General features: G+C 69.4%; 19 protein-coding genes and 1 tRNA gene. 11 read left to right on the top strand and 9 right to left on the bottom strand.

What is annotated here, in order from left to right; genetic code table 11:
• Positions 1 to 28 precede the first annotated feature (28 nt).
• Complete coding sequence (locus CUT39_RS06030; RefSeq protein WP_100445071.1) at positions 29 to 691, top strand: hypothetical protein; 663 nt, start codon at positions 29 to 31, stop codon at positions 689 to 691.
• Here CUT39_RS06030 and disA read toward each other — a convergent pair.
• The gene (gene disA / locus CUT39_RS06025) at positions 688 to 1,806 is read right to left on the bottom strand and encodes a DNA integrity scanning diadenylate cyclase DisA (protein ID WP_198586946.1); all 1,119 of its coding nucleotides are present in this window, start codon (positions 1,804 to 1,806) and stop codon (positions 688 to 690) included. The two genes, CUT39_RS06030 and disA, sit on opposite strands and share 4 nt — an antisense overlap.
• 298 nt (positions 1,807 to 2,104) lie before the next feature.
• Between disA and CUT39_RS06020 the strand changes: the two genes are divergently transcribed.
• A complete protein-coding gene (locus CUT39_RS06020; RefSeq protein ID WP_157930506.1) occupies positions 2,105 to 2,698 on the top strand; it encodes a hypothetical protein in 594 nt (197 codons plus the stop codon).
• A 229-nt stretch (positions 2,699 to 2,927) separates the two neighbouring features.
• On the opposite strand, the gene CUT39_RS06015 is transcribed toward CUT39_RS06020, so the two are convergent.
• Positions 2,928 to 4,214 carry an adenylosuccinate synthase gene (locus tag CUT39_RS06015; RefSeq protein ID WP_100445068.1) on the bottom strand — a complete coding sequence of 429 codons (1,287 nt, stop codon included), beginning with the start codon at positions 4,212 to 4,214 and terminating at the stop codon, positions 2,928 to 2,930.
• A 128-nt stretch (positions 4,215 to 4,342) separates the two neighbouring features.
• On the opposite strand from CUT39_RS06015, the gene CUT39_RS06010 reads away from it, so the two are divergent.
• From CUT39_RS06010 to CUT39_RS05995, 4 genes are all read left to right on the top strand, one after another.
• A complete protein-coding gene (locus CUT39_RS06010) occupies positions 4,343 to 5,167 on the top strand; it encodes a diacylglycerol kinase family protein (RefSeq protein WP_100445067.1) in 825 nt (274 codons plus the stop codon).
• Positions 5,168 to 5,279: 112 nt separating this feature from the next.
• Entirely contained in the window at positions 5,280 to 7,205 is a 1,926-nt protein-coding gene (locus CUT39_RS06005; RefSeq protein ID WP_100445066.1) for a beta-galactosidase, read from the top strand.
• 179 nt (positions 7,206 to 7,384) lie between these two features.
• A complete protein-coding gene (locus CUT39_RS06000; RefSeq protein ID WP_100445350.1) occupies positions 7,385 to 8,146 on the top strand; it encodes an SGNH/GDSL hydrolase family protein in 762 nt (253 codons plus the stop codon).
• 337 nt (positions 8,147 to 8,483) lie between these two features.
• Positions 8,484 to 9,503: a DUF4253 domain-containing protein gene (locus tag CUT39_RS05995; RefSeq protein WP_100445065.1), complete on the top strand. Its 1,020-nt coding sequence runs from the start codon at positions 8,484 to 8,486 to the stop codon at positions 9,501 to 9,503.
• A gap of 18 nt (positions 9,504 to 9,521) precedes the next feature.
• Here CUT39_RS05995 and CUT39_RS05990 read toward each other — a convergent pair whose 3' ends face one another.
• Positions 9,522 to 10,304: a TetR/AcrR family transcriptional regulator gene (locus CUT39_RS05990; RefSeq protein WP_100445064.1), complete on the bottom strand. Its 783-nt coding sequence runs from the start codon at positions 10,302 to 10,304 to the stop codon at positions 9,522 to 9,524.
• Between the two features lie 85 nt (positions 10,305 to 10,389).
• Here CUT39_RS05990 and CUT39_RS05985 point away from each other — a divergent pair, with 85 nt between their 5' ends.
• Both CUT39_RS05985 and CUT39_RS05980 read left to right on the top strand, forming a co-directional pair.
• Positions 10,390 to 11,337, top strand: a complete 948-nt coding sequence (locus CUT39_RS05985) for an ATP-binding cassette domain-containing protein (RefSeq protein WP_100445063.1) — start codon at positions 10,390 to 10,392, stop codon at positions 11,335 to 11,337.
• Complete coding sequence (locus CUT39_RS05980; protein WP_100445062.1) at positions 11,334 to 12,173, top strand: ABC transporter permease; 840 nt, start codon at positions 11,334 to 11,336, stop codon at positions 12,171 to 12,173. The genes CUT39_RS05985 and CUT39_RS05980 overlap by 4 nt, the downstream gene beginning before the upstream one ends.
• Positions 12,174 to 12,252: 79 nt before the next feature.
• Here the strand turns inward: CUT39_RS05980 and CUT39_RS05975 are convergent, their stop codons facing one another.
• Genes CUT39_RS05975 through CUT39_RS05960 form a run of 4 tightly spaced genes read right to left on the bottom strand, consistent with a single transcriptional unit; the run spans position 12,253 to position 17,350 of the window.
• Complete coding sequence (locus tag CUT39_RS05975; RefSeq protein ID WP_100445061.1) at positions 12,253 to 14,154, bottom strand: beta-propeller domain-containing protein; 1,902 nt, start codon at positions 14,152 to 14,154, stop codon at positions 12,253 to 12,255.
• A gap of 45 nt (positions 14,155 to 14,199) precedes the next feature.
• On the bottom strand, positions 14,200 to 15,042 hold the full coding sequence (locus CUT39_RS05970) for a carbohydrate ABC transporter permease (protein ID WP_100445060.1): 843 nt from the start codon (positions 15,040 to 15,042) through the stop codon (positions 14,200 to 14,202).
• Positions 15,042 to 16,007: a carbohydrate ABC transporter permease gene (locus CUT39_RS05965; RefSeq protein WP_198586912.1), complete on the bottom strand. Its 966-nt coding sequence runs from the start codon at positions 16,005 to 16,007 to the stop codon at positions 15,042 to 15,044. Before CUT39_RS05965 ends, CUT39_RS05970 begins: the two co-directional genes overlap by 1 nt.
• A 44-nt stretch (positions 16,008 to 16,051) precedes the next feature.
• Positions 16,052 to 17,350: an extracellular solute-binding protein gene (locus CUT39_RS05960; protein ID WP_100445059.1), complete on the bottom strand. Its 1,299-nt coding sequence runs from the start codon at positions 17,348 to 17,350 to the stop codon at positions 16,052 to 16,054.
• 445 nt (positions 17,351 to 17,795) lie between these two features.
• On the opposite strand from CUT39_RS05960, the gene CUT39_RS05955 reads away from it, so the two are divergent.
• A tRNA-Gly gene (locus CUT39_RS05955) sits at positions 17,796 to 17,866 on the top strand.
• Between the two features lie 84 nt (positions 17,867 to 17,950).
• Here CUT39_RS05955 and CUT39_RS05950 read toward each other — a convergent pair.
• On the bottom strand, positions 17,951 to 18,424 hold the full coding sequence (locus CUT39_RS05950) for a GNAT family N-acetyltransferase (RefSeq protein WP_100445058.1): 474 nt from the start codon (positions 18,422 to 18,424) through the stop codon (positions 17,951 to 17,953).
• A gap of 373 nt (positions 18,425 to 18,797) precedes the next feature.
• Here CUT39_RS05950 and CUT39_RS05945 point away from each other — a divergent pair, with 373 nt between their 5' ends.
• Entirely contained in the window at positions 18,798 to 19,901 is a 1,104-nt protein-coding gene (locus tag CUT39_RS05945) for a PP2C family protein-serine/threonine phosphatase (protein ID WP_100445057.1), read from the top strand.
• Here CUT39_RS05945 and CUT39_RS20165 read toward each other — a convergent pair.
• Positions 19,898 to 20,038 (bottom strand): hypothetical protein, encoded by a 141-nt coding sequence (locus tag CUT39_RS20165; RefSeq protein ID WP_157930505.1) that lies wholly within the window; start codon positions 20,036 to 20,038, stop codon positions 19,898 to 19,900. The genes CUT39_RS05945 and CUT39_RS20165 overlap by 4 nt on opposite strands.
• A gap of 230 nt (positions 20,039 to 20,268) precedes the next feature.
• On the opposite strand from CUT39_RS20165, the gene CUT39_RS05940 reads away from it, so the two are divergent.
• Entirely contained in the window at positions 20,269 to 22,107 is a 1,839-nt protein-coding gene (locus CUT39_RS05940; RefSeq protein WP_100445056.1) for an acyl-CoA dehydrogenase, read from the top strand.
• Positions 22,108 to 22,162: the final 55 nt, after the last annotated feature.

Raw genomic sequence — 22,162 nt, 5'->3', positions numbered from 1 at the left:
GGCGCCGCGGGTGGGTTAGCGTCCCGGCGTGCAGCGTTTCCAGGACAAGTGGGTGAAGGGCGCCGAGCCGAGCGCGGTGTACTGGCGGCGCCGCGCGATCGTGGCCGGGGCCGTGGTCGTCCTCATCCTGCTCATCGTCGTGGCCGTCAAGGCCCTCGGCGCGGGCGGTGAGGCCGGCGCCGAGGGCGGGCCCGGGGCCGCGGAGGACTGGGTCACCCCTTCGATCTCGTCCACGCTCAAGCGCCCGTACGTGTCGGGCTCGCCGAGCGACGAGCCGAGTCCGGAACCGGCCGAGTCGTCGGCCGAGCCGGTGGCCGAGTGCGAACCGTCCGACCTGATGCTCCAGGTCGTGGCCGGGTTCGAGGAGGTCCGATCCGGCTCGGAGGTCCCGGTGAGCGTGCTGGTCGCCAGCGGCGCCGACGCGGTCTGCACCGTCGGACTCGAATCGGTCGAGGTCGAGCTGGCCGCAGGCAGCGACGTGGTCTACTCGACCGCGCACTGCGACCCGCCAGAGGCCGAGACCGTGGAGCTGGACGAGGGTTCGGGACGGACCGTGGAGTTCCGCTTCGAGGCTCTGGCCTCCGAGCCCGGCTGCGAGGGGGACCGGCGGCGGCTCCCGGCGGGCGACTACGAACTGCGGGCCCGTCTGGGAGAGGCGGAGTCGCAACCGGCGTCGCTGCGACTGAACTAGATGTAGCGGTCGAGTATGGAGACTTCGGCCAGTCGGGTGAGGTTCTCGCGGATGCTCTGGGCCCGGCCGGGACCGATCCCGTCGACGTCCCGCAGGTCCTCGACCGAGACGCCGAGCAGTTCTGGCAGGGTGCCGAAGTGGCTGACGACCCGCTCGACCACGGCCTCCGGCAGGCGGGGCACCTTGGCGAGCATGCGGTAGCCGCGCGGGCTCACCCTCCGGTCGAGGACGTCGGGCGCGTTCGGGAAGCAGACCGCGCGGGCCACGGCGGTGAGGTCGAGCAGCTCGGTCGAGGTCATCTCGTCGACGGTGCGCAGGGCCTTGGGGAAGTCGCCGCCTTCGGGCAGGTAGTCGCGGACGATCAGTTCGCGATCGATGTCGACCCCGGCCATGAGCTCGTCGAGCTGGAGGGCCAGGAGCCGGCCGTCGGTGCCGAGCTCGATGACGTGGCCCTCGACCTCGTCGGCGATGTGGCGGGCCATCTCGAGCCGCTGGAGGACCGTCACCGCGTCGCGCACGGTCACCAGGTCCTCGATCTCGAGACTGGAGAGGTTCGCGGCGACCTCGTCGAGGCGCTGCTTGTACCGTTCCAGCGTCGCCAGGGCCTGGTTGGCGCGGGAAAGGATCTTGGTCGACGGCTCGAGCAGGTGGTGGACCGCGCCCATATACAGCCCGATGGTGTGCATCGACTGGCTGACCGAGATGACCGGGAGACCGGTCTGCTTGGCGACGCGCTCGGCGGTGCGGTGGCGGGTGCCCGATTCGGCCGAGAAGATCGACGAGTCGGGCATGAGGTGGACGCCGGCGCGCACGATGCGGGAGCCGTCGGTGGTGAGCACCACCGCGCCGTCCATCTTGCACAGCTCGCGGAGGCGGGTGGCGGAGAACTCGACGTCGAGCTCGAACCCGCCGGTGCACATCGATTCCACGACCTCGTCGCGGCCCACGACGATGAGCGCGCCGGTGCGGCCGCGCAGGATCCGCTCCAGGCCGTCGCGCAGCGCGGTTCCCGGAGCCATCGTGGCCAAGGTCGCGCGTAGGCCTTCATCCGGGATCGCCGGCACGAGCACCCCCAAAGTCTGGTTCTGCCGGCCGGGGAGCGGCCGGTCGGACATTGCGGTCCGATGCCCGGAGCCGGAGCGGCTCCCGAACTTCGCCGTGGAGGGGGCGGACGAGGCGGGCATCGGGTTGCTCCCAGTGTACGGACGGGGTGGCGGGGTCCGGGAACCGCGTTGCGGCGAGGAGTCTGAAATGTCCGTCCCCTTGCGCCGGTTCAGCCGCACCACCTGCGGATCGAGCACTGCAAACACTGCACCGGGCGCCGCGGGCGGCGGGGCGTTCCGGCAACCGCTTCCGGCCGTGCGCCGGCGGCGGGTTCCCACTCGTTACCCTTGCGGTCGGGGAGGTGACCTGGTGCGAAGAAGCTCGGAGTGGACCGTGGTCGAACGCAGTTCCCCCGCTCGTCGGATCTCCTCGCTGGTCCTGTACGCCGTCGTGTGCGCCACGGCCGTCGGCGCTCTGGTGTGGCTGGTGCACACCGAGCCCGGCACGCTCGATTCGGGAGAGTCGAACCCGGTGGTGGTGCTGCCGGGCTTCTTCACCGTCATGGCGCTGCTGGGCGTGCTCTTCTTCCTGGTGCCGCTGCTGCGCCCGCCGAAGCTGTCGGTCAACCACTTCGGGCTGCGGGTGCGGCCCAGCTTCGGGAAGGTGCTGCTGATCCCCTGGAGCAACGTCGAGGAGCTGGCGGCGATCACGGTCGGCTCCAGGCGCAGGGGCCATTCGTACCTGCTGCTGGCGACCGACGTGTACCTGGGTCGGGGCGGGTCGGACCGGCCCGGCTTCATCGATCGCTCGGTGCTGCGCGAGGCCAATCGCGCCACCGAGGGCCTGGTGGCCGGTTTCGACCTGGCGATCAGGTGCAACGACTTCGACCTCAAGGCGCAGCAGCTCCTGGCCCGCCTGGCGTCGTTCGCCCCCGGACACGTCCAAGTGGTCGACCGGCTCTGAGATTCTCATCGATCGCCGTAGACCGCGGCGGTCCCCAGTCGGCTCGTGCCGCGGGCGTCAGTCCGCGGGAGGAGACAAGACCTCGTCGGCGCTGTTCGCAGTGGCCGCGCGTTTCCCCGCGAAGTTCGCCGCGTCCTTCGAGCTCACGGCGGAGTTCGGAGGCGAATGGGTAGGTCACGGTCATACCCTGCCCTGGGGCGACGGATCGGGGGAGCGGACCCGAGCGGACTCAGATCAGGCTGTGGCGGATGATGTTCTCGTCGCGGCCCGGGCCGACGCCCATGACGCTGACGCGCGCCCCGCACAGCTCTTCCAGGCGCTCGATGTAGGCCTGCGCGTTGGCCGGGAGCTCCTCGAACTTGCGGCAGCCCGAGAGGTCCTCGAACCAGCCGTCGAGGTACTCGTAGACCGGCTTGGCGTGGTGGACGTCGGTCTGGGTCATCGGCATGTCCTCGACGACCTCGCCTTCGACCTCGTAGCCGACGCAGATCGGTACCCGCTCCAGCTCGGAGAGCACGTCCAGCTTCGTCACGAACAGGTCGGTGATCCCGTTGACGCGCACCGCGTAGCGGCCCAGCACCGCGTCGAACCAGCCGCAGCGGCGGCGGCGCCCGGTGGTGACCCCGTATTCGCCGCCGCGCTTGAGCAGGAACTCGCCGGACTCGTCGTGCAGTTCGGTGGGGAACGGGCCCGAGCCGACGCGGGTGGTGTAGGCCTTGATGATCCCGATCGCGGTGCCGATCTTGTTCGGGGCGATGCCGGTGCCGACGGAGGCGCCGCCGGTGGTCGGGTTCGACGAGGTCACGAACGGGTAGGTCCCGTGGTCGACGTCGAGCATGGTCGCCTGGGCGCCTTCGAGGAGCACGTTCTTGCCGTCCTCGACGGCCCGGTTGAGCAGCAGGCGGGTATCGGCGATGTAGGGCTTGAGCCGCTCGGCGTAGCCGAGGTACTCCTCGGCCACCGCCTCGGGGTCGATGGCCTTGCGGTTGTAGACCTTGACCAGGATCTGGTTCTTCTCGCGGAGGATCGCCTCGAGCTTGGCGCTGAGGATGCCCGGGTCGAGCAGGTCCTGCACCCGGATGCCCATGCGCGCGACCTTGTCGGCGTAGGTGGGGCCGATGCCGCGGCCGGTGGTGCCGATCCGGGAGTTGCCCAGGTAGCGCTCGACGACGCGGTCGAGCGCCCGGTGGTGCGGCATGATCAGGTGCGCGTCGGCCGAGAGCTTGAGGTTCGAGACGTCGACGCCCCCGGCGGTGAGCTCGTCGAGCTCGGAGATGAGGAACTTGGGGTCGACCACGACTCCGCCGGCGATCACCGGGACCACTCCCGGGGTGAGGATGCCGACCGGGACCAGGTGGATGGCGTACTTCGTGCCGTCCGGGGTCACCACGGTGTGCCCTGCGTTGTTGCCGCCCTGGTAGCGGACGACGTAGTCCATGTCGGCGCCGAGCAGGTCCGTGACCTTGCCTTTGCCCTCGTCGCCCCACTGCGTTCCGACGACCGCGATAGCTGGCATGCTGCCCATCCTCCCGGGAACTTGATCACCCGATTACCGTGTAAGCGTACTGGCACCCGCTGCTGTCGCGTCTCACCAGCCCTGAGTCCTATGGGCCCGGCCTCCGTCGCGTCGTATGGTTGTTCGCTGTGGAAGTTGTCGTGTTGACGCCGGTGGAGTCGGGCTGCTCGAACACCGGCCCCCGGACACAGGCGCTGCACCTGGTCGACGAGCTGCGACGGCTCGGTGCCGAGGTGCGGACGGTGGAGGCCGCCTCCCCGCGCGAGATCGATCCGGTGGTCGAGCAGACCGGGGCGAGGATCGTGCTGGCGGCCGACAACGACGAGCAGATCAACGCGGTCGTGGCGCGCATGGTGCGGCGCCTGGCCCCGGCCCCGAGCGAGCGGCCCGACGACCTGCCGGTCGGCCGCACCGTCCCGGACCTGCCGCCCCTGGCGGTGCTGCCGCTCGGGAGCGTGCCGGGGATCGTCGAGCGGCTGGGACTGCCGCAGCGGCCCGCCGAAGTGGCCGAGGCGGCCGTGAACGGCACGGTGCTGCGTACGGACATGATGCGGCACGACGGCGGCGGCGTGTGCGTCGACGGCGTCCGGATCGGCGGCGGCGACCGCCCGTGGCGCGGGGTGGTCAACCTCGACGACGCGGTCCTGGCCGACGGCACCGAGCGGATCCTCGCCTGCGCGGTCGCCAACGCCGACGGCTACGCGGCCGCCGACGACCTGGTCCTGGCCGAGCCCGATCCGGCCGACGGCCGCATCGACGTGGCCGTGGCCGTCCCGGTCGTGACCGGGAGGTTCCGCCGGAAGGTGCGGATCGAGGTCCGCCGCGCCCGCGGCCGGGCCGTGGCCGTCCACCCGGAGGACTCCGCCACCTTCATCTCCGACGGGCTGGTCGACGAGCTCAAGCGCAAGCGCACCTGGTGGGTCGAGCCGGGCGCGGCCGGCTGGCGCCGCTGAGGCGATTTCTTTCTGGAATGGTTCGAAAAAGCAGGTCACAGGGGTGGATGTAGGAAACCGTTTGCCGTAGTCTAGGGGGCGCACCGACCCTCTCTCAGCAAAGGAGACCCCGATGGCCATCGTCTACGGCGGCGACTACAACCCCGAGCAGTGGCCCCGCGAGACCTGGGCCGAGGACGTGCGCCTCATGCGTGAAGCGGGTGTCAACCGGGTCAGCGTCGGCATCTTCTCCTGGGCCAAACTCGAGCCCGAAGAGGGCCGCTTCGACTTCGGATGGTTCGACGAGGTCCTCGACATGCTGCACGAGGGCGGGATCGGCGTCTGCCTGGCCACTCCCACCGCCTCCCCGCCGCCGTGGTTCGCCGCCACCTATCCCGAGGCGCTTCCGGTCGACGAGTCCGGCCGCCGGCTCACCCACGGCTCCCGGCAGGGCTTCGACCCCTCCAGCGACGTCTACCTCGCCAAGGCCCTGGCCATAACGGAACGGGTCGCGCGGCGCTACCACGACCACCCCGCGGTGCGTCTCTGGCACGTCCACAACGAGTACGGCTGCCACAACGCCCGCTCCTACAGCGCCGCCGCCACCGCCAAGTTCCGCCTCTGGCTGCGCGAGCGCTACGGCGACCTCGAGAGCCTCAACGAGGCCTGGGGGACCGCGTTCTGGTCGCAGGCCTACTCCTCCTGGGACCAGATCCACGTTCCGCTGCCCACGCCCTCCATCCCCAACCCCGCCCACGTGCTCGACTTCAAGCGCTTCTCGTCCCGGCGGCTCCTCGAGCTCTACCGGGCCGAGGTCGCTCTGCTGCGCTCGATCGATCCCTCCAAGCCCATGACCACCAACGTCATGACCGGCTCGCACCCCGACATCGACCTGTGGGAGTTCGCCGAGGAGGTCGACGTCGTCTCCGCCGACCACTACCTGGAGCGCCCGTTCGAGCACGTCAACCTCGGCTTCGCGGCCGACTTCGCCCGCTCGCTCGGCGGCGGGAAGCCGTGGATCCTCATGGAGCACTCCACCTCCGCGGTCAACTGGCAGGGCCGCAACCGCGCCAAAGCCCCCCGCGAACTGCTGCGCAACTCCCTGTCGCACTTCGCGCGCGGTGCCGACGCGATCATGTTCTTCCAGTGGCGCGCCTCCCGCCGGGGCGCCGAGAAGTGGCACTCCGGCATGGTCCCGCACGTCGGCACCGACTCCAAGATCTGGCGCGAGGTCTGCGAACTCGGAGCGCGGCTCGGCGAGCTCGAGGAACTCGAGGGCTCCACCGTCACCGCGGACGCCGCGATCCTGTGGGACTACCAGAACCTGTGGGCCCAGGAGCACGAGGCCAAGCCCACCGACGACCTGAACGTCCAGCAGGTCCTCAACACCTGCTACTCGGCGCTGTGGCGGGCGGGCGTCACCACCGACGTCGCCCACTCCGAGGGCGACCTCTCCGGCTACCGGCTCGTGGTCGTGCCCGCCCTCTACCTCACCTCGAACCGGGCCGCCGAGAACCTCAAGGACTTCGTCCGCGGCGGCGGCACGGTCCTGGTGACCCCGTACTCGGGGATCGCCGACGAGAACGACGCGGTCTACCTCGGCGGTTACCCCGGCGCCTTCCGCGACATGGTCGGCGTCCGCACCGAGGAGTTCTACCCGCTCATCGACCGCACCATCGAACTCACCTCCGGCGGCACCGGGTCGATCTGGAGCGAGGCCGCCGAGGCCCGGGGCGCCGAGGTCCGAGACACCTATCTCGACGGCACGCCCGCCTGGACGGTCAACCGCTACGGCGAGGGCACCGCCCACTACCTCACCACATTCGTCGACGGGGACACGCTCGACCGCGTGGTCGCCGCCGCGCTTTCGGACGCGCAGGTCGAACCGGTCGCCGACGCCCCCGCCGGCGTCGAGGTCGTCCGCCGCTCCCACGACGACGGCCGCTCCTGGCTGTTCTGCATCAACCACCTCGACCGGGACGCCCAGGTGAAGACCGCCACCGCCGCGATCGAGGTTCCCGCCGGTGAGGTCGTCGTCCACGCCGAATCCGAAAACTGATCACGAAACCGCCGGTGCCCGAACGGAACCGCCCCGTCCGGGCGCCGGCGTCGCGGACCGGCGCGAGAGTCCTCGCCACCCGATTGAAACCCAATCGTTATATCGGTGAGGCATGCTGGTCAGCACCCGGAAGGGGCCAGACCAGAAGTTCGATGCGAATGTGAAGGTGGGGAGTGGGCGTGCCCGCGGCGTTCTCGAGTTTCGTGGCGATCGGCGACAGTTTCTCCGAAGGCGTCGGAGACCCGTACCCCGAAGGCGGCGCGTTCTGCGGATGGGCGGACCGCTTCGCCCACCGCGCCGCCGAATCCTGGCCCGACTTCGCCTACGCGAACCTGGCCGTCCGCGGCCGCCTGTTCGACCGCATCGTCGACGAGCAGGTCGTCCCGGCCATCAAGCAGAACCCCGACCTGGTCTCCTTCGCCGCCGGCGGCAATGACGCGCTCCGGCCCGGCTTCAACGCCACCCAGCTTTCCACCCGGGCCCACGAGGTCGTGCGCCTCCTCAAGGCCTCCGGCGCGGAGGTAATGCTCTTCACCTGCGCCGACATGTCCCATCACATTCCCGGCATGAAGTTCCTGCGCAATCGCTTCATCGCCACCAACGACGCCTACCGGCGGGTGGCCAAGCGCCACAACGCGATCCTCATCGACCTGTGGGAGGACCGGTGCTTCGCCGATCCTCGCATGTGGTCCGAAGACCGACTCCACCTCAACACCTTCGGCCACCGGCGCGTCGCCACCACCGTGTGCGAGGCGCTCGGCATCGAACCCGACGAGGAGTGGCTCGAACCGCTCCCGGTCGACCGGGGAGCCCGCCGTGAACTCGGCGGCGCCGCCTGGGTCGGCAAGCACCTCGCCCCCTGGGTCAAGCGCCGCCTCACCGGCAAGTCGAGCGGTGACAGCGTCGAACCCAAACGCCCCAACCTCACGCAGGTGAAGTAATGCTCCTGTTCAAACTGGTCGCAGTCCTGGTCCTCATCCTTTTCGCCGCCTTCTGGTTCGGCATGCTCTTCAAGAAGGGCCGCAAGGACTGACGCGCCGCGCCGAGGTGCGCGGAGGGTCCGGCGGCGGCAAACGCTACAGTGCTACCGCGGGGTGCGTTTGGACTTCGTCACCCGGACAGGGCATCATATATCGGGTGGGACTCCTCCAGCGACTGTTGGGGCGCCGGGACACGCCTGACTCAGTGCCCGATCCGGCCGCCCGACAACAGGAACCGACAGCCAAGCCCGAGCCCGAGACTACGCCCGAAGCACCCTCCTCCGTCTCTTCGGGCGCCTTGGACGATGCCGCCCCCGAGACACTCCGCCGGGAATCTCACCAGGAGGACGACATCGCGCCAGAACCGCCCGAGCACGCGAGCGGCCGCCCGCTGCTCACGGCCGTGCCCGAACCCGAGCCGGAGCGAGAATCCGACGCCGAGTCGCGGTCCTCGTCCGCTTCCGAACCCGAACCGAAGCCCTTGCCCGACGACATCTTCGTACCCGAACGGCCCAAGCGAGAGCTGCTCACCCTGGACAAGCCCGAGCCTCCGGCCCGCCCGGCCACCACCGGACGCGACGAGATGATGCCGCGCGAGGAGGACACCCTCGACATCGCCGGCTCGCCGCGCTCGTCCCTCCGCGACGCGGGGCTCGACGTGCCCAAGATGCACCAGTTGGTGCGCCGCGGCGAGGACGCCGTCTGGACCTTCGGCGTGCGAGCCTCCTCGGCGCTCACCTGGTGGCTGGAGATCCGGCAGGTCGCCGAGGCCACCGGCTGGATGCCGGTCCTGCTGGGCCCGCCCGAGGACTGGCGCGACGGCGGTGAGGCGATCGTCCACGAAGGCGACGACGAACTGGCCCGCTCCGCCGGCATCGACGCGGCGGAACTGCTGCACGACAAGGCCGCCGAGGCCGGCGAACCGGCCCGCGGGGTCCCGATCCTGCCGCGCCGCGGCGACTCGGACTTCGCCACCCCGCAGCGCGACGTCCTCCTCGGCCTGATCGAGACCGACGCCGGTTGGAAGATCCCGGCCAGGTTCCCGTGGGCCGGGTCGACCAACTGGGAGCTCTACGGCGCCGAGCACGCCGCGATCCTGCGGCGCTGGCACCGGCTCTACGAGGTCGAGCTGGTGGCGATGACCTACGACGTGCTGGAACTGTACGTCCCGCATCCGCCCGACGCCGAGGCGGCGCTGGGCGTGGCCCACGAGGCCTACGCCTACTGCCCCGACCTCCTCGACTCCGGCGTGCCGACCCTCGAAGACCTGGCCGAGCACATGATCAGGTCGAAAGCGTGGTACTTCCGATGGACGTAGTCCTGAGGAAGCGTCGGATCAGGGACCGGACCCGGTTCCTCGGCCGGTCCTGCGGGTGGCTTCCATCCGGGGGGCCAGACCGTCGAGCATCGACTCGAGGCCCTTTCGCATCACGTCGTACCCCTTGATGTTCCAGGCGTCCTCGTCGGTCTGCTCGAGTCTGGGGTACCGCCCCGATTCGACCGCCTTCAACAGGTAGGGCTCCTGGGCCTCCCACCACTCCTGCTCGGTGGTCACCGGCCCCTGGTCGTCGGAATCGCGGAGCATGTAGCTCATCGCCACGCCGGTGACCAGGCTCATCACCGCGGTGATGACGAGATTGGCCTCGAGGTCGGGCATGTCGTGGTCCTCGAAGGCCGCCAGGATGAAGTCGTATCCGGTCAGCGAGCGGGGCCCGAGCACCGGCCGCTTCTGGTTGATCTCCAGCACCCACGGGTGCTCCTCGTACACCTTCCAGGTGCTCTCGGCCAGTTCCTCCAGCAGGCTCCGCCAGCCCATGCCGGTGGGGTCCGGGTAGTCCTCGGGCGATCCGTTGAGGTGGTCGATCATCAGGTCGATGAGCTCGCGCTTGCCGGGCACGTAGCGGTAGATCGTCATGGTGCCCACGCGCAGCTCGGCGGCGACCTCCCGCATGCCGAAGCAACTGCCGTCGCGGTCGGCCACGCGTATGGCCGCTTCCACGATCCGCTCCACGGTCAGCCTGGGCTTGGGCCCCGGTTTGCTCGGCTGCGTCTCGAAGTCGCGCCAGAGCAGTTCGAGGCTTCGCTTGGGGTCGCCCGCCCCCGTCTGTGCTGTCGCCATAGGGGCCTCATGATATCCGCTTGCGAATCGGGTACGACGTACTCTATTATTGAGTACATCGTACCCGATTTAGGGAGACCAGAGAATGCCGACCACCACCGTCGAGGCCCGCAACCTCGGCAAACGATACAAAGACACCTCCGCCCTCGAGAACTTCGACCTCTCGGCCGAGGCCGGCACGGTCCTCGGGCTGCTGGGCCCCAACGGCGCCGGAAAGACCACGACCGTCCGCATCCTCACCACCCTGCTGAGCCTCGACACCGGCAGCGCCTCGGTCGCCGGCTTCGACGTCGCCCGCGACGCCCGCCAGGTCCGGCGCCGCATCGGTCTGACCGGGCAGAATCCGGCCGTCGACGACCTGCTCAGCGCCCGCCAGAACCTGGTGCTCTTCGGCAGGCTCTTCCGGCTCACCAAGGCCCGAGCCCGCGAGCGCGCCGCCCGGCTGCTGGAGCAGTTCGGACTCGCCGAAACCGCCGATCGCCAGGTCAAGAAGTTCTCCGGCGGCATGAAGCGCCGCCTCGATCTGGCCGCCGGCATGATCCTGGCCCCGCAGGTGCTGTTCCTGGACGAGCCCACCACCGGGCTCGACCCGGCCGGGCGGCGCGAGGTCTGGGACGCCGTCTCGGGCCTCGCCGCCGACGGCACCACCGTCGTCCTCACCACGCACTACCTCGACGAGGCCGACCGGCTCTGCGACCGCATCGCCGTCATCGACCACGGCCGCAACGTCGTCGAGGACACTCCCGCCGGGCTCAAGCGCCGCATGGGCCACGACCGGCTCGAACTGGTGGTGGCCGATCACGCCGAGCTGGCCGCCGCCCGGGGGCTGATCGAGGCGGTCGCCTCCGGCGAGCCGGCGGTCGACGAGGCCGCCGGCTCGGTCTCGGCCCCGGTGGCCGAGCCGGTCGACGCGCTCACCGCGACCGCGACCGCGGCCCGGGAGAAGCGGCTCGAGGTGGCCGACATCGGCCTCCGCCGCCCCACGCTCGATGAGGCGTTCCTCGAACTGATCGGCCAGGAGGACCGGAAATGACCACGACCAACCCCACCATGACGCGTGAGACCCTCGGATCGCGACTGAAATGGACCATCCACGATTATCGCGCCATCGTCGGCCAGGAGTTCGCCCACATCTTCCGCCAGCCGGCCAACTTCGCCTGGCAGCTCGGCTTCCCGATCGTCATGGTGCTGCTGTTCGTCTACGTATTCGGCTCGGCCATGGACGTCACCGGCGCCGGCGCCGGGGTCGACTACGTCTCCTTCGCCATGCCCGGCATGTTCGCCATGACCATGGCATTCGGGTTCACCAACACCGCCTGGGCCGTCGCCGAGATGAAGGAGAAGGGCTTCATCGACCGGGTCCGGTCCATGCCGATGGCCTCCTCGGCGGTCGTGGTCGGCCGCAACATCGCCGACACCATCCACGCCGCGGTCGACCTGTCCATCCTGGCGCTCATCGCCTTGGTGATCGGCTGGCGGTCCGACGGGAGCCTCCTGGAGACCCTGGCGGCCTTCGGCCTGCTGCTGTGGCTGCGGTTCGCCCTCATCTGGGTCGGCGTCTGGCTGGGTCTGCTGGTCAAGAACGTCGAGCAGGCCGGCAACCTGTTCGCCGTCGCCTTCCCGTTCGCGATGGTCTCGTCGGTGTTCACCCCGCCGGATCTGATGCCGAACTGGCTCGGGACCATCGCGGTCTGGAACCCGGTCTCGGCCACCGCGACCGCCATCCGGGACCTCTACGGCAACCCGCTGCCGGTCGGCGACGCCTGGCCCGAGACGCACGCGATCGCCGCGGCCCTGATCGGCCCGATCGTCATCACCGTGATCTTCCTGCCGCTGGCCGTCCGCCGCTTCCGCGGCCTCGGCCGATGAGGAAACCGGGATAGCCCGATTCGCCGGGAACGGGTCCGCGCCGCCACCCGAATCGCGGCGTGGACCCGGCCCCGGCCGGTCACCACTCGATCCACTCGGCGGTCTCGTAGCCGTCGATCTCGGAGGCCTTCAGGCCGGTCCGCGAGAGCGTCCACAGCCGGTCGCCGATGACCAGGCTCCGGGTGATCTCCGAGTGGCCGTAGTACGAGTCCTCCTCTTCGTCGGCGGGCGGCTCGTGCTCGATCCAGGCCTCCCGGGCGAGCGAGTCGTCCCCGATCCGGAGGACCACGGCTCCGGCCTCGCCGCCCTCGTGGCCGTCCGTCCAGTCCCACACCGGCAGCACCGCGATGCCCTCGGGCTCCCAGTACAGGAAGCCGTGCGGGTCCCACTCGGCGGCCGAATGCGCGCCTCCGCGCTCGTACTGGTCCAGCACCTCCGCCTCGTCGCCGGCGACGTCGAACAGGCTGACCTGGAGGCCGGTCGTCACGCCCTCGCCGGTGGCCTCCTGGCCGACCCCCAGCAGCCTGCCCTCGGCCACCGGGTGCAGGTAGGCGGAGTAGCCGGTGATCTTCAGTTCCCCGGTCACCGTCGGGTCGGCCGGATCCGACAGGTCCACGGTGTACAGCGGATCGGTCTGGCGGAAGGTCACCACGTAGCCGGTCTCGCGGATGAACCGGACCGCGTAGATCCGCTCGGTCACGCCCAGGTCGGTGACCGACCCGACCTCGGTCAGCGCGTCCTCGCCGATCTCGAGGACGGTCACGGTCGACTTCGACGGATCCCCTTCGGCGTCCTCCTCGGTCCGGCCCCACCACCAGGAATCGGAGTCCTCGGTGGTCGCCACCCGCAGGTGCCCGTCGTACTCGCTCATCGAGTACTGGTTCAGCAGCGTTCCCGGCACGGCCGCCTCGCCGGCCAGGCGCTGCCCCGATCCGCCGAACTCGAACCGGTAGATCTCGGTCTCGGCCTCGGGCACCTCGGCGTCCCAGCGCCGGTCGCTGTGGGCCAGGTAGAGGCTGTCGGCGGTGCCGTGGACGACGCCGCCGTCGGCCAGCAGGGCCGTCGGCTCGGCGCCGGACCAGGCGCCGTCGACCGGCAGCGACACCACCGAGACGGTCGAGGCGCCCTCGAACCGGTCGGGGTGGGCGATGTCGTCGCAGCCGACCGCGACCTCCTCGCCGTTCACGCTGAAGGTCGGCATCCAGTCGTCGATGTCGGTCTCCCGCACCGCCTCGCGCAGGTCCGAGGTGGTTCCCTCGTAGAGCTCGTTCCACAGCGGCTGCACGTGCGGTGAGGAGGACAGCGCCAGGCGGACCTCGCCGTCGACCATCCGGCCGTCGAGCATGGACCCCTCGCCGGCGAACTCGTCCCGCACCTCCAGCGTCAGCGGGTCGACCCGTTCGACGACGAACTCGCTGAAGTACTCCCCGTCCCGCTCGCCGTCCCGGGTGTACATCACCAGCAGCTCGTCGTCGCCGAGGAACAGCCGGTGCTCCCAGGTCTCCCAGCCGTAGTCGCGCTCGGCGACGATCCGAGCGGACCGGGCGTCCACGACGTACAGCACGGCGTCGGCCACCGCCCAGATGTGCTCGCCGTCGGTCTTGACCACGTCGGGCTCGTCGACCCCGGCGACGGCGTTGTTGGTCTCCGAATGCTCCTGCCCGGAGGCCCGCTCGCCGCCGCCGGCGTCGGCGGCGCCGTCCTCGGCCTCCGCCGCGTTCGGCGCGAGGGCCTCGTCCTCCTGGGCGAATTCCGCGCCGCCGTCCGCGGGCATGGTGCGGCGCATCTGCGTCATGGTGCTCAGCACCGAGCGCTGGATGCCCTCCAGGGCGTCCTCGCAGGAGTCGTAGGAGGCCAACTGCGCCGAGGCCGGGACCCACTCGGCCGGAGGGGGAGGATCGATATCGGTGCCGGTCCCGGAGGTGCATGCGCCGGCGACGAAAACGGCCGCGGCGCCGAGAGGTACGAGTCTGCGTCTCATGTACCTTCCGACGCCGCGGCGCTCGGTTCGGTTCCTTCGGTCAGGTCATCCCTTGGTGCTTCCCGAGGTCAGACCGCTGATGAGGTGCCTTTCGGCGAAGGCGTAGAACACCAGGGCCGGGAGCATCGCCAGCATCACGAACGCCAGCACCTTGGCGGTGTCGGACGCGTACTGGCCCGAGAACTGCGTGACGGCGATCGGCAGTGTCCACCACGAGGAGTCGTGCAGCACCACCAGCGGCAGCAGGAAGTTGTTCCAACTGTTCACCAGCGCCAGCACCGAGACGGTGGCGAGCACCGGACGGGACATCGGCAGCAGCACCTTGGTGAAGAACGTCCACGGGCTCGCGCCGTCGACGGTGGCGGCCTCCTCCACTTCGCCCGGAATCTGCCGGAAGAAACTTCGGAGGATGATGATGGTCAGCGGCAGGCCGAACGCCACCTGGGGCAGGATCACCCCGAGCGGATTGTTCAGCATCCCCAGGGCACGCAGGATGATGAACAGCGGGAGCACCGCCACCGCGAAGTGGAACATCAGCCCGGTCGCGAAGGTCATGAACAGCACTTCGCGGCCCCGGAAGGCATAGCGGGCGAACACGAACGACACCATCGCACCGACCCCGACGGTGAGGAAGGTGGTGGCCAGGGCGATGCCGGTGGAGTTCACCACCTGCCGCCAGAAGGTCAGGTCGATCAGGACGTTGGTGTAGTTCTCGGTGTTCCACGGCGACGGCAGGCCCATGGGCGACTCGCCGAGCTGGGCGTTGTCCTTGAAGCCGCCGAGCAGCGCGAACAGGATCGGAGTGACGATGAAGGAGGCGACCAGGAACGCTGCGAAGTACAGGCCGATGTTCTTGGACACCCGCGCTCGCATTGACAGTACGCTCATCAGTTCCGCCCTTCAGACTGCGCGGCGCCGGCCACCGACCCCTGCAGGTCGCGCTTGAGCACGTAGCGCTGGTACAGGAGCGCGAAGATCAGGCAGATCAGGAACATCACGATGCTGATCGCCGATCCGTAGCCGACCTCGTTGCGCTGGAAGCCGTAGTCGTACATGGTGATCGCCATGGTCTCGGAGGAGTGGCCGGGTCCGCCGCTGGTGAGGATGTAGACCAGGTCGAACAGTTGCACCACCCCGATGACCGAGAGGAACACGGTGACGCGGACGGTGGGGCCCATCAGCGGCAGGGTGATCCTCCGGAACTGCTCCACGGCGGTGGCGCCGTCGACCTTGGCCGCCTCGTAGAGCTCCTGCGGGATGTTCTGCCTCCCGGCCAGGAACAGGATCATGTAGAAGCCGAAGTACTTCCAGCACAGGACCGCGAACACGGTGTACAGCACCAGGTTCCGGTCCGCCATCCACAGGATCTCCACGTCCCCGAAGCCGATCGCCGACAGGAACTGGTTGACCGCGCCGCGCGAGGGGGACAGGAGCAGGGTGAACAGCACGGCGGTGACCGCTTCGCTCAGCACGTACGGCACGAAGAAGATCAGCCGGAAGATGGTGCGTCCGGGGAACTTCTGGTGCAGCAGCATCGCCAGTCCGAACGCGAACGGGAGCTGCACGACCAGCGACAGGAGGATGATCATGCCGCCGCGGAACAGGTCGCCGCGGAAGATCTCGTCCCCGGCCAGCCGCCGGAAGTTGTCGAGTCCGACGAATTCGGTGATGCTGCCCCGCCCGTTCCATTCGAAGAACGAGGTGTACGCGCTGAAGGAGACCGGCCCCAGCACGAAGATGGCGAAGACGATGCTCGCGGGCAGCAGGAAGATCAGGATGGTCTTGAACGGGGGTCTCAGACCTACGAATCCGCCGCCGCGGGGGCGGCCCGACCGGGCCGCCCCCGCAGTCACCGGGTGGGTATCTCGCCCACCGGATGGTGCTTCCTTAACGTGACTCACTGCTCACGTTCCCATGCGGTGTTGATGTCCTCCACCACTTGCTCGGGGCCGATATCGCCCAGGAAGAGACCACCGGTGGCCTCGTTGACGGTCTCGCCGACCGCGGCCGGGTAGTCCTGGTCGAGGTAGAGCTGGGCGCCGGTGGATTCGGCGACCGTGTCCAGGACGAGCTGCAGGTGCGGGTCGACCTCGTCGAGCACGTTCTCGGGGTTGGCGGCGACGGTGGTGAACAGTCCGTCGGCGTTCTCGAGGATCCGGCTCTGGTTCTCCTCGCTGAAGAGGTAGCACAGGTAGTCGAAGACCTCGTCGGGCGCGTTGTTGCCGACCGCGAAGCCGTTGCCGCCGGACAGGATCTCGTTGATGTCGCCGGCTCCGCCCTCAACGGCCGGGAACTTGAAGAAGCCCAGGCTGTCGCCGAGGCCGTCGGTGCCCGAGGAGTCGGCCTGGACGCTCGGGGCCCACTGGCCCATGAGCTCCATGGCGGCGTCGCCGTTGCCCATGATGGCGGCCTGCGAGTCGGGGCCCTCGCCGTAGGGCGCGGCCTCGAAGCCGGGCTGGAACGGCTCGAGCTCGATCAGGTCCTGCAGGTGCTCGCCGGCCTCCACGAAGCCGGGGTCGGAGAACTCCATGTTCGCGGCCGACTCCGACAGCGCGTCCAGGCCGATGGTGCGCATCACCAGGTAGGCCCAGTAGAAGTGGCCCGGCCACAGCTCCGATTCGCCCAGGGCGATCGGGGTGATGTCGGCGGCCTTGAGGTCCTCCACGACGCCCAGGAAGCCGCTCCAGGTCTCCGGGATCTCGTCGATGCCGGCCTCCGCGAAGAGGTCCTTGTTGTACCAGAACCCGACTGCGCCGGCGTCGAACGGAACGCCGTAGACGCGGCCGTCGACGGTGTAGGCCTCGAGGTAACCGGGGTTGATCAGGTCGAGGCAGTCGAGCTCGTCGGTGAGGTCGCGGACGAGTCCGGCCTCGGCCTGCTCGGCGAGCACGCCGCCGCCCCAGGTCTGGAACAGGTCCGGCATCTCGTCCGCGGATTCGGAGACGCTGAGGCGCTGCTTGAAGGAGTCGTTCTCGATCGCCTGGGTGTCGAAGGTGAGGTCCGATCCCGATTCCTCGAGCCATTCCTCGGAGAGCTGGTCCCAGTAGCTCATCATCGGGTCTTCGTTCTGGATGTGCCACCAGGTGATCTCATCGTCGTTGGAGCCGCCGCTGCCGCCGCAGGCCGCCGTGAGGGCCAGGGCACCGGCGGCTCCGGCCGCTGTGAGCGCCCGGAGCCTGTTAAGGGGTTTGCGCATCGGATTGTTTCCTTTCGAGGGATGAGGGTTGACGTGACCGAGGCTTGTCCCGGAACGTGCGATCGTTGAGTCCGAAACTTTCGGAACAAGTATCGGTAATTTTCGCTGTGGTCATAGTACCCATGCCGAGACTGCTTGTGAAGAGGGTCTCCGTTATCTAATCTTTTGGAGATATCCGCAGCTAGAAACCGGTGGAACAGCCGGGTGGAAACGGCATGTCGGTGCGCACGGTCACATCCCGCACACCGGAATTTTCGCCCAAACCGAAGTGGCCGAGTGGCCCGCTCGCGGCGAGGCACGAGTGAGCTCGGACAGTGGGGGAGGAGTGCGCCGGGGCGGGCGGGAACCGCCCGGCCGGGGGCATGCGGGCGAGGCTCGGGCGGGGTAATATACTGGGCGCCGCCCGCGGAGGCGATCCCGATTCGCTCGGGCGATCGCGCGGCGCGCGGATGTAGTTCAATGGTAGAACTTCAGCTTCCCAAGCTGATAACGCGGGTTCGATTCCCGTCATCCGCTCCGAGATTGAAGACGCAGCTCAGGCCGGTCGAAACGACCGGCCTGGCGTGTGTCGAGGGGGCCCCGGGCGCGCAGCGGCGATCCTCAGTGATGGTCGGTGCGCAGTTCCCTGCCGAGGTGGAGCGAGCCGTCGGCGCACGCGTAGAAGCCGAAGGGCTCGACCTCCCGGTAGCCGATGGCCCGGTACATCGCGATCGCCTCGGGCTGGCGCGGGCCGGTCTCGAGGACGATCCGCTTGCGGCCGGACTCGGCCGCCGAGCGCTCCACCGCGGCCACGATGAGCCTCGCCAGACCCCGGCGGCGGTAGTGTCCGCGCACGAAGATGCGCTTCATCTCGGCGTCGTCCTCGTCGCGGGCGCGCCAGCCGCCGCACCCGGCCGGCTCGCCGCCGGCGTCGTAGGCCACCAGGAAGTCGCCGTTCGGCGGATGGAAGTCGCCGTCCCCGATGCCGGTCTCGTCGCCATGGCCGTACCTGCTCACGTACTCGCCGTCGAGCTCGGCGCAGAGCTCTTGCGCCACACGGTCGGTGAACGGCGTCATCACGAGCTTGAACTCCACGGGGACAAGCTTCGCACAGGCCGATCCGGGCGGCAACGGAGTTGCCCGCGCCCTCCGTCGCGGACCCTGTCCGAATGGACTATCTGCGGTAGTCCTTTCGGCCGGTCGATTCGATCCGAACGAACCGACTTTCGTCCTGAAGTCGCGTCGGGCTCGGCCAGGGAGGGCGCGGCCCCCGAGACCATTACGATCTTCACATCGGCCGTAGTCGAGACCCGGGGTCGACGGCGACCCCGGAGACGACCGGGTGTCCGGAGACCGCTCCCGCCCGCTCCCCGAGCGCTCTGCTTCACGGGCGTCCGCCCGAGCGGCCGCTTGCGCGAATCCCGCGGGAGCCCCACACTCGACCGAAAGGAAGGAGGCACGCACCGAGATGCGCACACCGCTGCAGCGCGGGACCGGCACCCGACGCGCAGGGCCGTCGAACGGCTGGTCCTCGCCCTCGGTGCGATCGGTGTTCACCGCCGCCTTCGTGGCGATCGTCGTGCTGATCGCCATGCAGCTCTCCTTCGAGGGCCAGACGCACGCGGTGCCGTGGCTGGCCCTGCCGCCGCTGGTGGCCTCGGCGTTCCTGAACTGGCGCTGGGTCACCGTCGTCGGGCTCGCCAGCCTGGCGGTCGCCTTCGTCTACCTGTGGTGCGTCAACGAGTTCGAGGTCGTCACCGCCTTCGGCCACGCCGTCGACTTCCTGGTGGTGAGTGCGGCGACGGCCGTGTCGGTCGCGGTCGCGGTGGTCCGCGAGCGCGACGACGACCGGCTGCGGCGGCTCACCCAGTTGGCCTCGGTCGTGCAGCAGGCGATCCTGCGCCCGATCGACTCGCGCCTGGGCCCGTTCGACATCGCCGCCCGCTACGTCTCGGCGCGCTCGGGCGCCGACATCGGCGGCGACCTGTACGAGGCCCTGGAGACCGAGTACGGCGTCCGCATCATCATCGGCGACGTCCGCGGCAAGGGCCTGGACGCGGTGCGGCTGTCCTCTACGGTGCTGGGCTCGTTCCGGCACGTGGCCTTCGACCGCGCCGACCAGCGGTGCATGGTCGCCGATCTCGACCAGGCGGTGGCGCGCAACGCCGACGAGGAGGACTTCGTGACCGCGATCCTGCTGCAGGAGCGCGGCGGGACCCTCGAGATCCTCAACTGCGGGCATCCGCCCCCGATGCTGGTGCGGGACGGCGCCGCCTCCTACCTCGAACCCGAGTCGATGGCACCGCCGCTGGGACTGGGGCCGACGGCTCGGGAGCTGACGGTGCGGCTGCAGCCGGGCGACCGCATCTTCCTGTACACCGACGGCCTGGCCGAGGCCAGGAAGGACGGCGAGTTCTTCCCGATCGAGGACCGGGCCTGGAGCCTGATCGGCCACGGCGACGTCGGCGACGGCCTGGCCTCCCTGGAGACCGCGCTGCGGCGCTGGGTGGGCGGCCCGTTGGCCGACGACATCGCCCTGCTGCTGCTCGACTACCGGCCCGACCAGGTCTAGTTCCGCCCGCCCGAGCCCGGCTGCGGCTCGATCGCGGTCCGGAGCACGGCGGCCAGTCTCGGGCGGCCGCGGCGGTGGCGGCCGATGTACACGGGGCGGAGGCGGGCGCTCAGCCGACCGGAGACGGTTCTGATCATCGTGGGGCTCCCGGGTGGGTCCGGAGTTTCGCTCTGACATCGCACGGATGGTCCGTGCATTGGTTCAACGACGGACGCCCCCGTTCATGACGCCGCCTCGGACGGATTTTTCACGAGACCTCCGACACTCCGGATCGTCGCTGGTCGGCGGGGATTTCCCGTGGCATGCTTCAAGTAGCTACTGACGGGTAATATGATGAGGGTTACCACTGAGTAATGGAGGACCCGCAATGACGCATTTCCGCCACAACCTTCGCGATCTCGAGTTCAACCTCTTCGAGGTCTTCGGGGCCGACAAGTCGCTGGACCACGAGCTGTACGGCGACCTCGACGTCGACACCGCCCGCGACATCCTCGCCGAGCTCGCGCGCCTGTCCGAGGAAGAACTCGCCGCCAGCTACGTCGAGGGCGACCGCAACCCGCCCGACTACGACCCCGCCGAACACGCGGTCACCCTGCCGGAGTCCTTCAAGAAGTCCTACCGCGCCTTCATGGACGCCGAATACTGGCGGCTCGACCTGCCCGAGGAACTCGGAGGCACGCTCGCGCCCCGCATGCTCTGGTGGTCGATCGCCGAGCTCGTCCTCGGCGCCAACCCCGCCCTGTGGATGTACGCCGCCGGGCCCTCCTTCGCCCACAGCGCCTACGTCGAAGGCACCGACGAGCAGAAGGAGTGGGCCAAGCTGTTCGTCGAGAAGCAGTGGGGCGCCACCATGGTCCTCACCGAGCCCGACGCCGGGTCCGACGTCGGCTCCGGCCGCACCAAGGCGATCAAGCAGCCCGACGGCACCTGGCACATCGAAGGCGTCAAGCGGTTCATCACCTCCGGCGACCAGGACATGACCGACAACATCATCCACTACGTCCTGGCGCGCCCCGAAGGCGAGGAAGGCGCCGGCGGCCCCGGCACCAAGGGCCTGAGCCTGTTCATCGTCCCGAAGTACCACTTCGACCCCGCCACGGGCGAACTCGGCGAGCGCAACGGCGTCTACGCCACCAACATCGAGAAGAAGATGGGCCTGAAGGTCTCGGCCACCGCCGAGCTCACCTTCGGCGAGAAGACGCCCGCCACCGGCTGGCTCCTCGGCGAGAGGCACGAGGGCATCCGGCAGATGTTCCTCATCATCGAGTACGCCCGCATGATGGTCGGCACCAAGGCCATCGCCGCCCTGTCGAGCGGCTACCTCAACGCGCTCGACTACGCCAAGAGCCGCATCCAGGGCCCGGACATGCTCAACAGCACCGACAAGACCTCCCCGCGGGTGCCGATCATCAAACACCCCGACGTGCGCCGCTCCCTGATGATGCAGAAGGGCTACGCCGAGGGCCTGCGCGCGCTGGTCTCCTACACCGCCTCCTGGCAGGACCGGTTCTACATCGCCGAGCGCGACGGCGACGCCGAGGCCGCCGAAACCGCCAAGCGCGTGAACGACCTGCTGCTGCCGCTGGTCAAGGGCTGCGGCTCCGAGCGCGCCTACGAGCTGCTCGGCGCCGAGTCCCTCCAGACCTTCGGGGGCTCGGGGTACCTGCAGGACTACCCGCTGGAGCAGTACGTCCGCGACGCCAAGATCGACACGCTCTACGAGGGCACGACCGCCATCCAGAGCCTCGACTTCCTGTTCCGCAAGATCCTCAAGGACAACGGTGAGGCCCTCATGGCCGTCGCGGGCGAGATCACGGCCTCCACCGCCGAGGGCCACGAGGAGCTGTCCGAGGTCCGCGCCAAGGTCCAGCGCGCACTCGGCGACGTCCAGGGCATCATCGAGGCCCTCCAGCCGGCCGTCATGGGCCCGATGGAGGGGAACCCGCGCGAGCTGTACAAGGCCGGACTCCACTCGCGGCGCCTGCTGCTGGCCGTCGGCGACCTGACGGTCGCCTGGCTGCTGCTGCGCCAGGCCGAGGTCGCCCAGGCCAAGCTCGACGCCGGCGCCGACGACGATTTCTACCGCGGCAAGGTCGCCTCCGCGAAGTTCTTCGCCCGCGAGGTGCTGCCGCGCCTGACCGCCGACCGGAAGATCGTCGAGGCCGCCGACCTGACCGCCATGGACCTGCCCGACGGGGCCTTCTGAGTCCTCGGGCGGAGTCCGGGTGGGCGTCCGCCCGATCGAACCTCCCGGCGAGGGC

Origin of the sequence: Glycomyces xiaoerkulensis (assembly GCF_002798405.1) — a bacterium.
Lineage (GTDB): Bacteria > Actinomycetota > Actinomycetes > Mycobacteriales > Micromonosporaceae > Glycomyces > Glycomyces xiaoerkulensis.
Note: the sequence above shows the minus strand (reverse complement) of the source record. Positions and strands in the feature narration are given on the sequence as shown.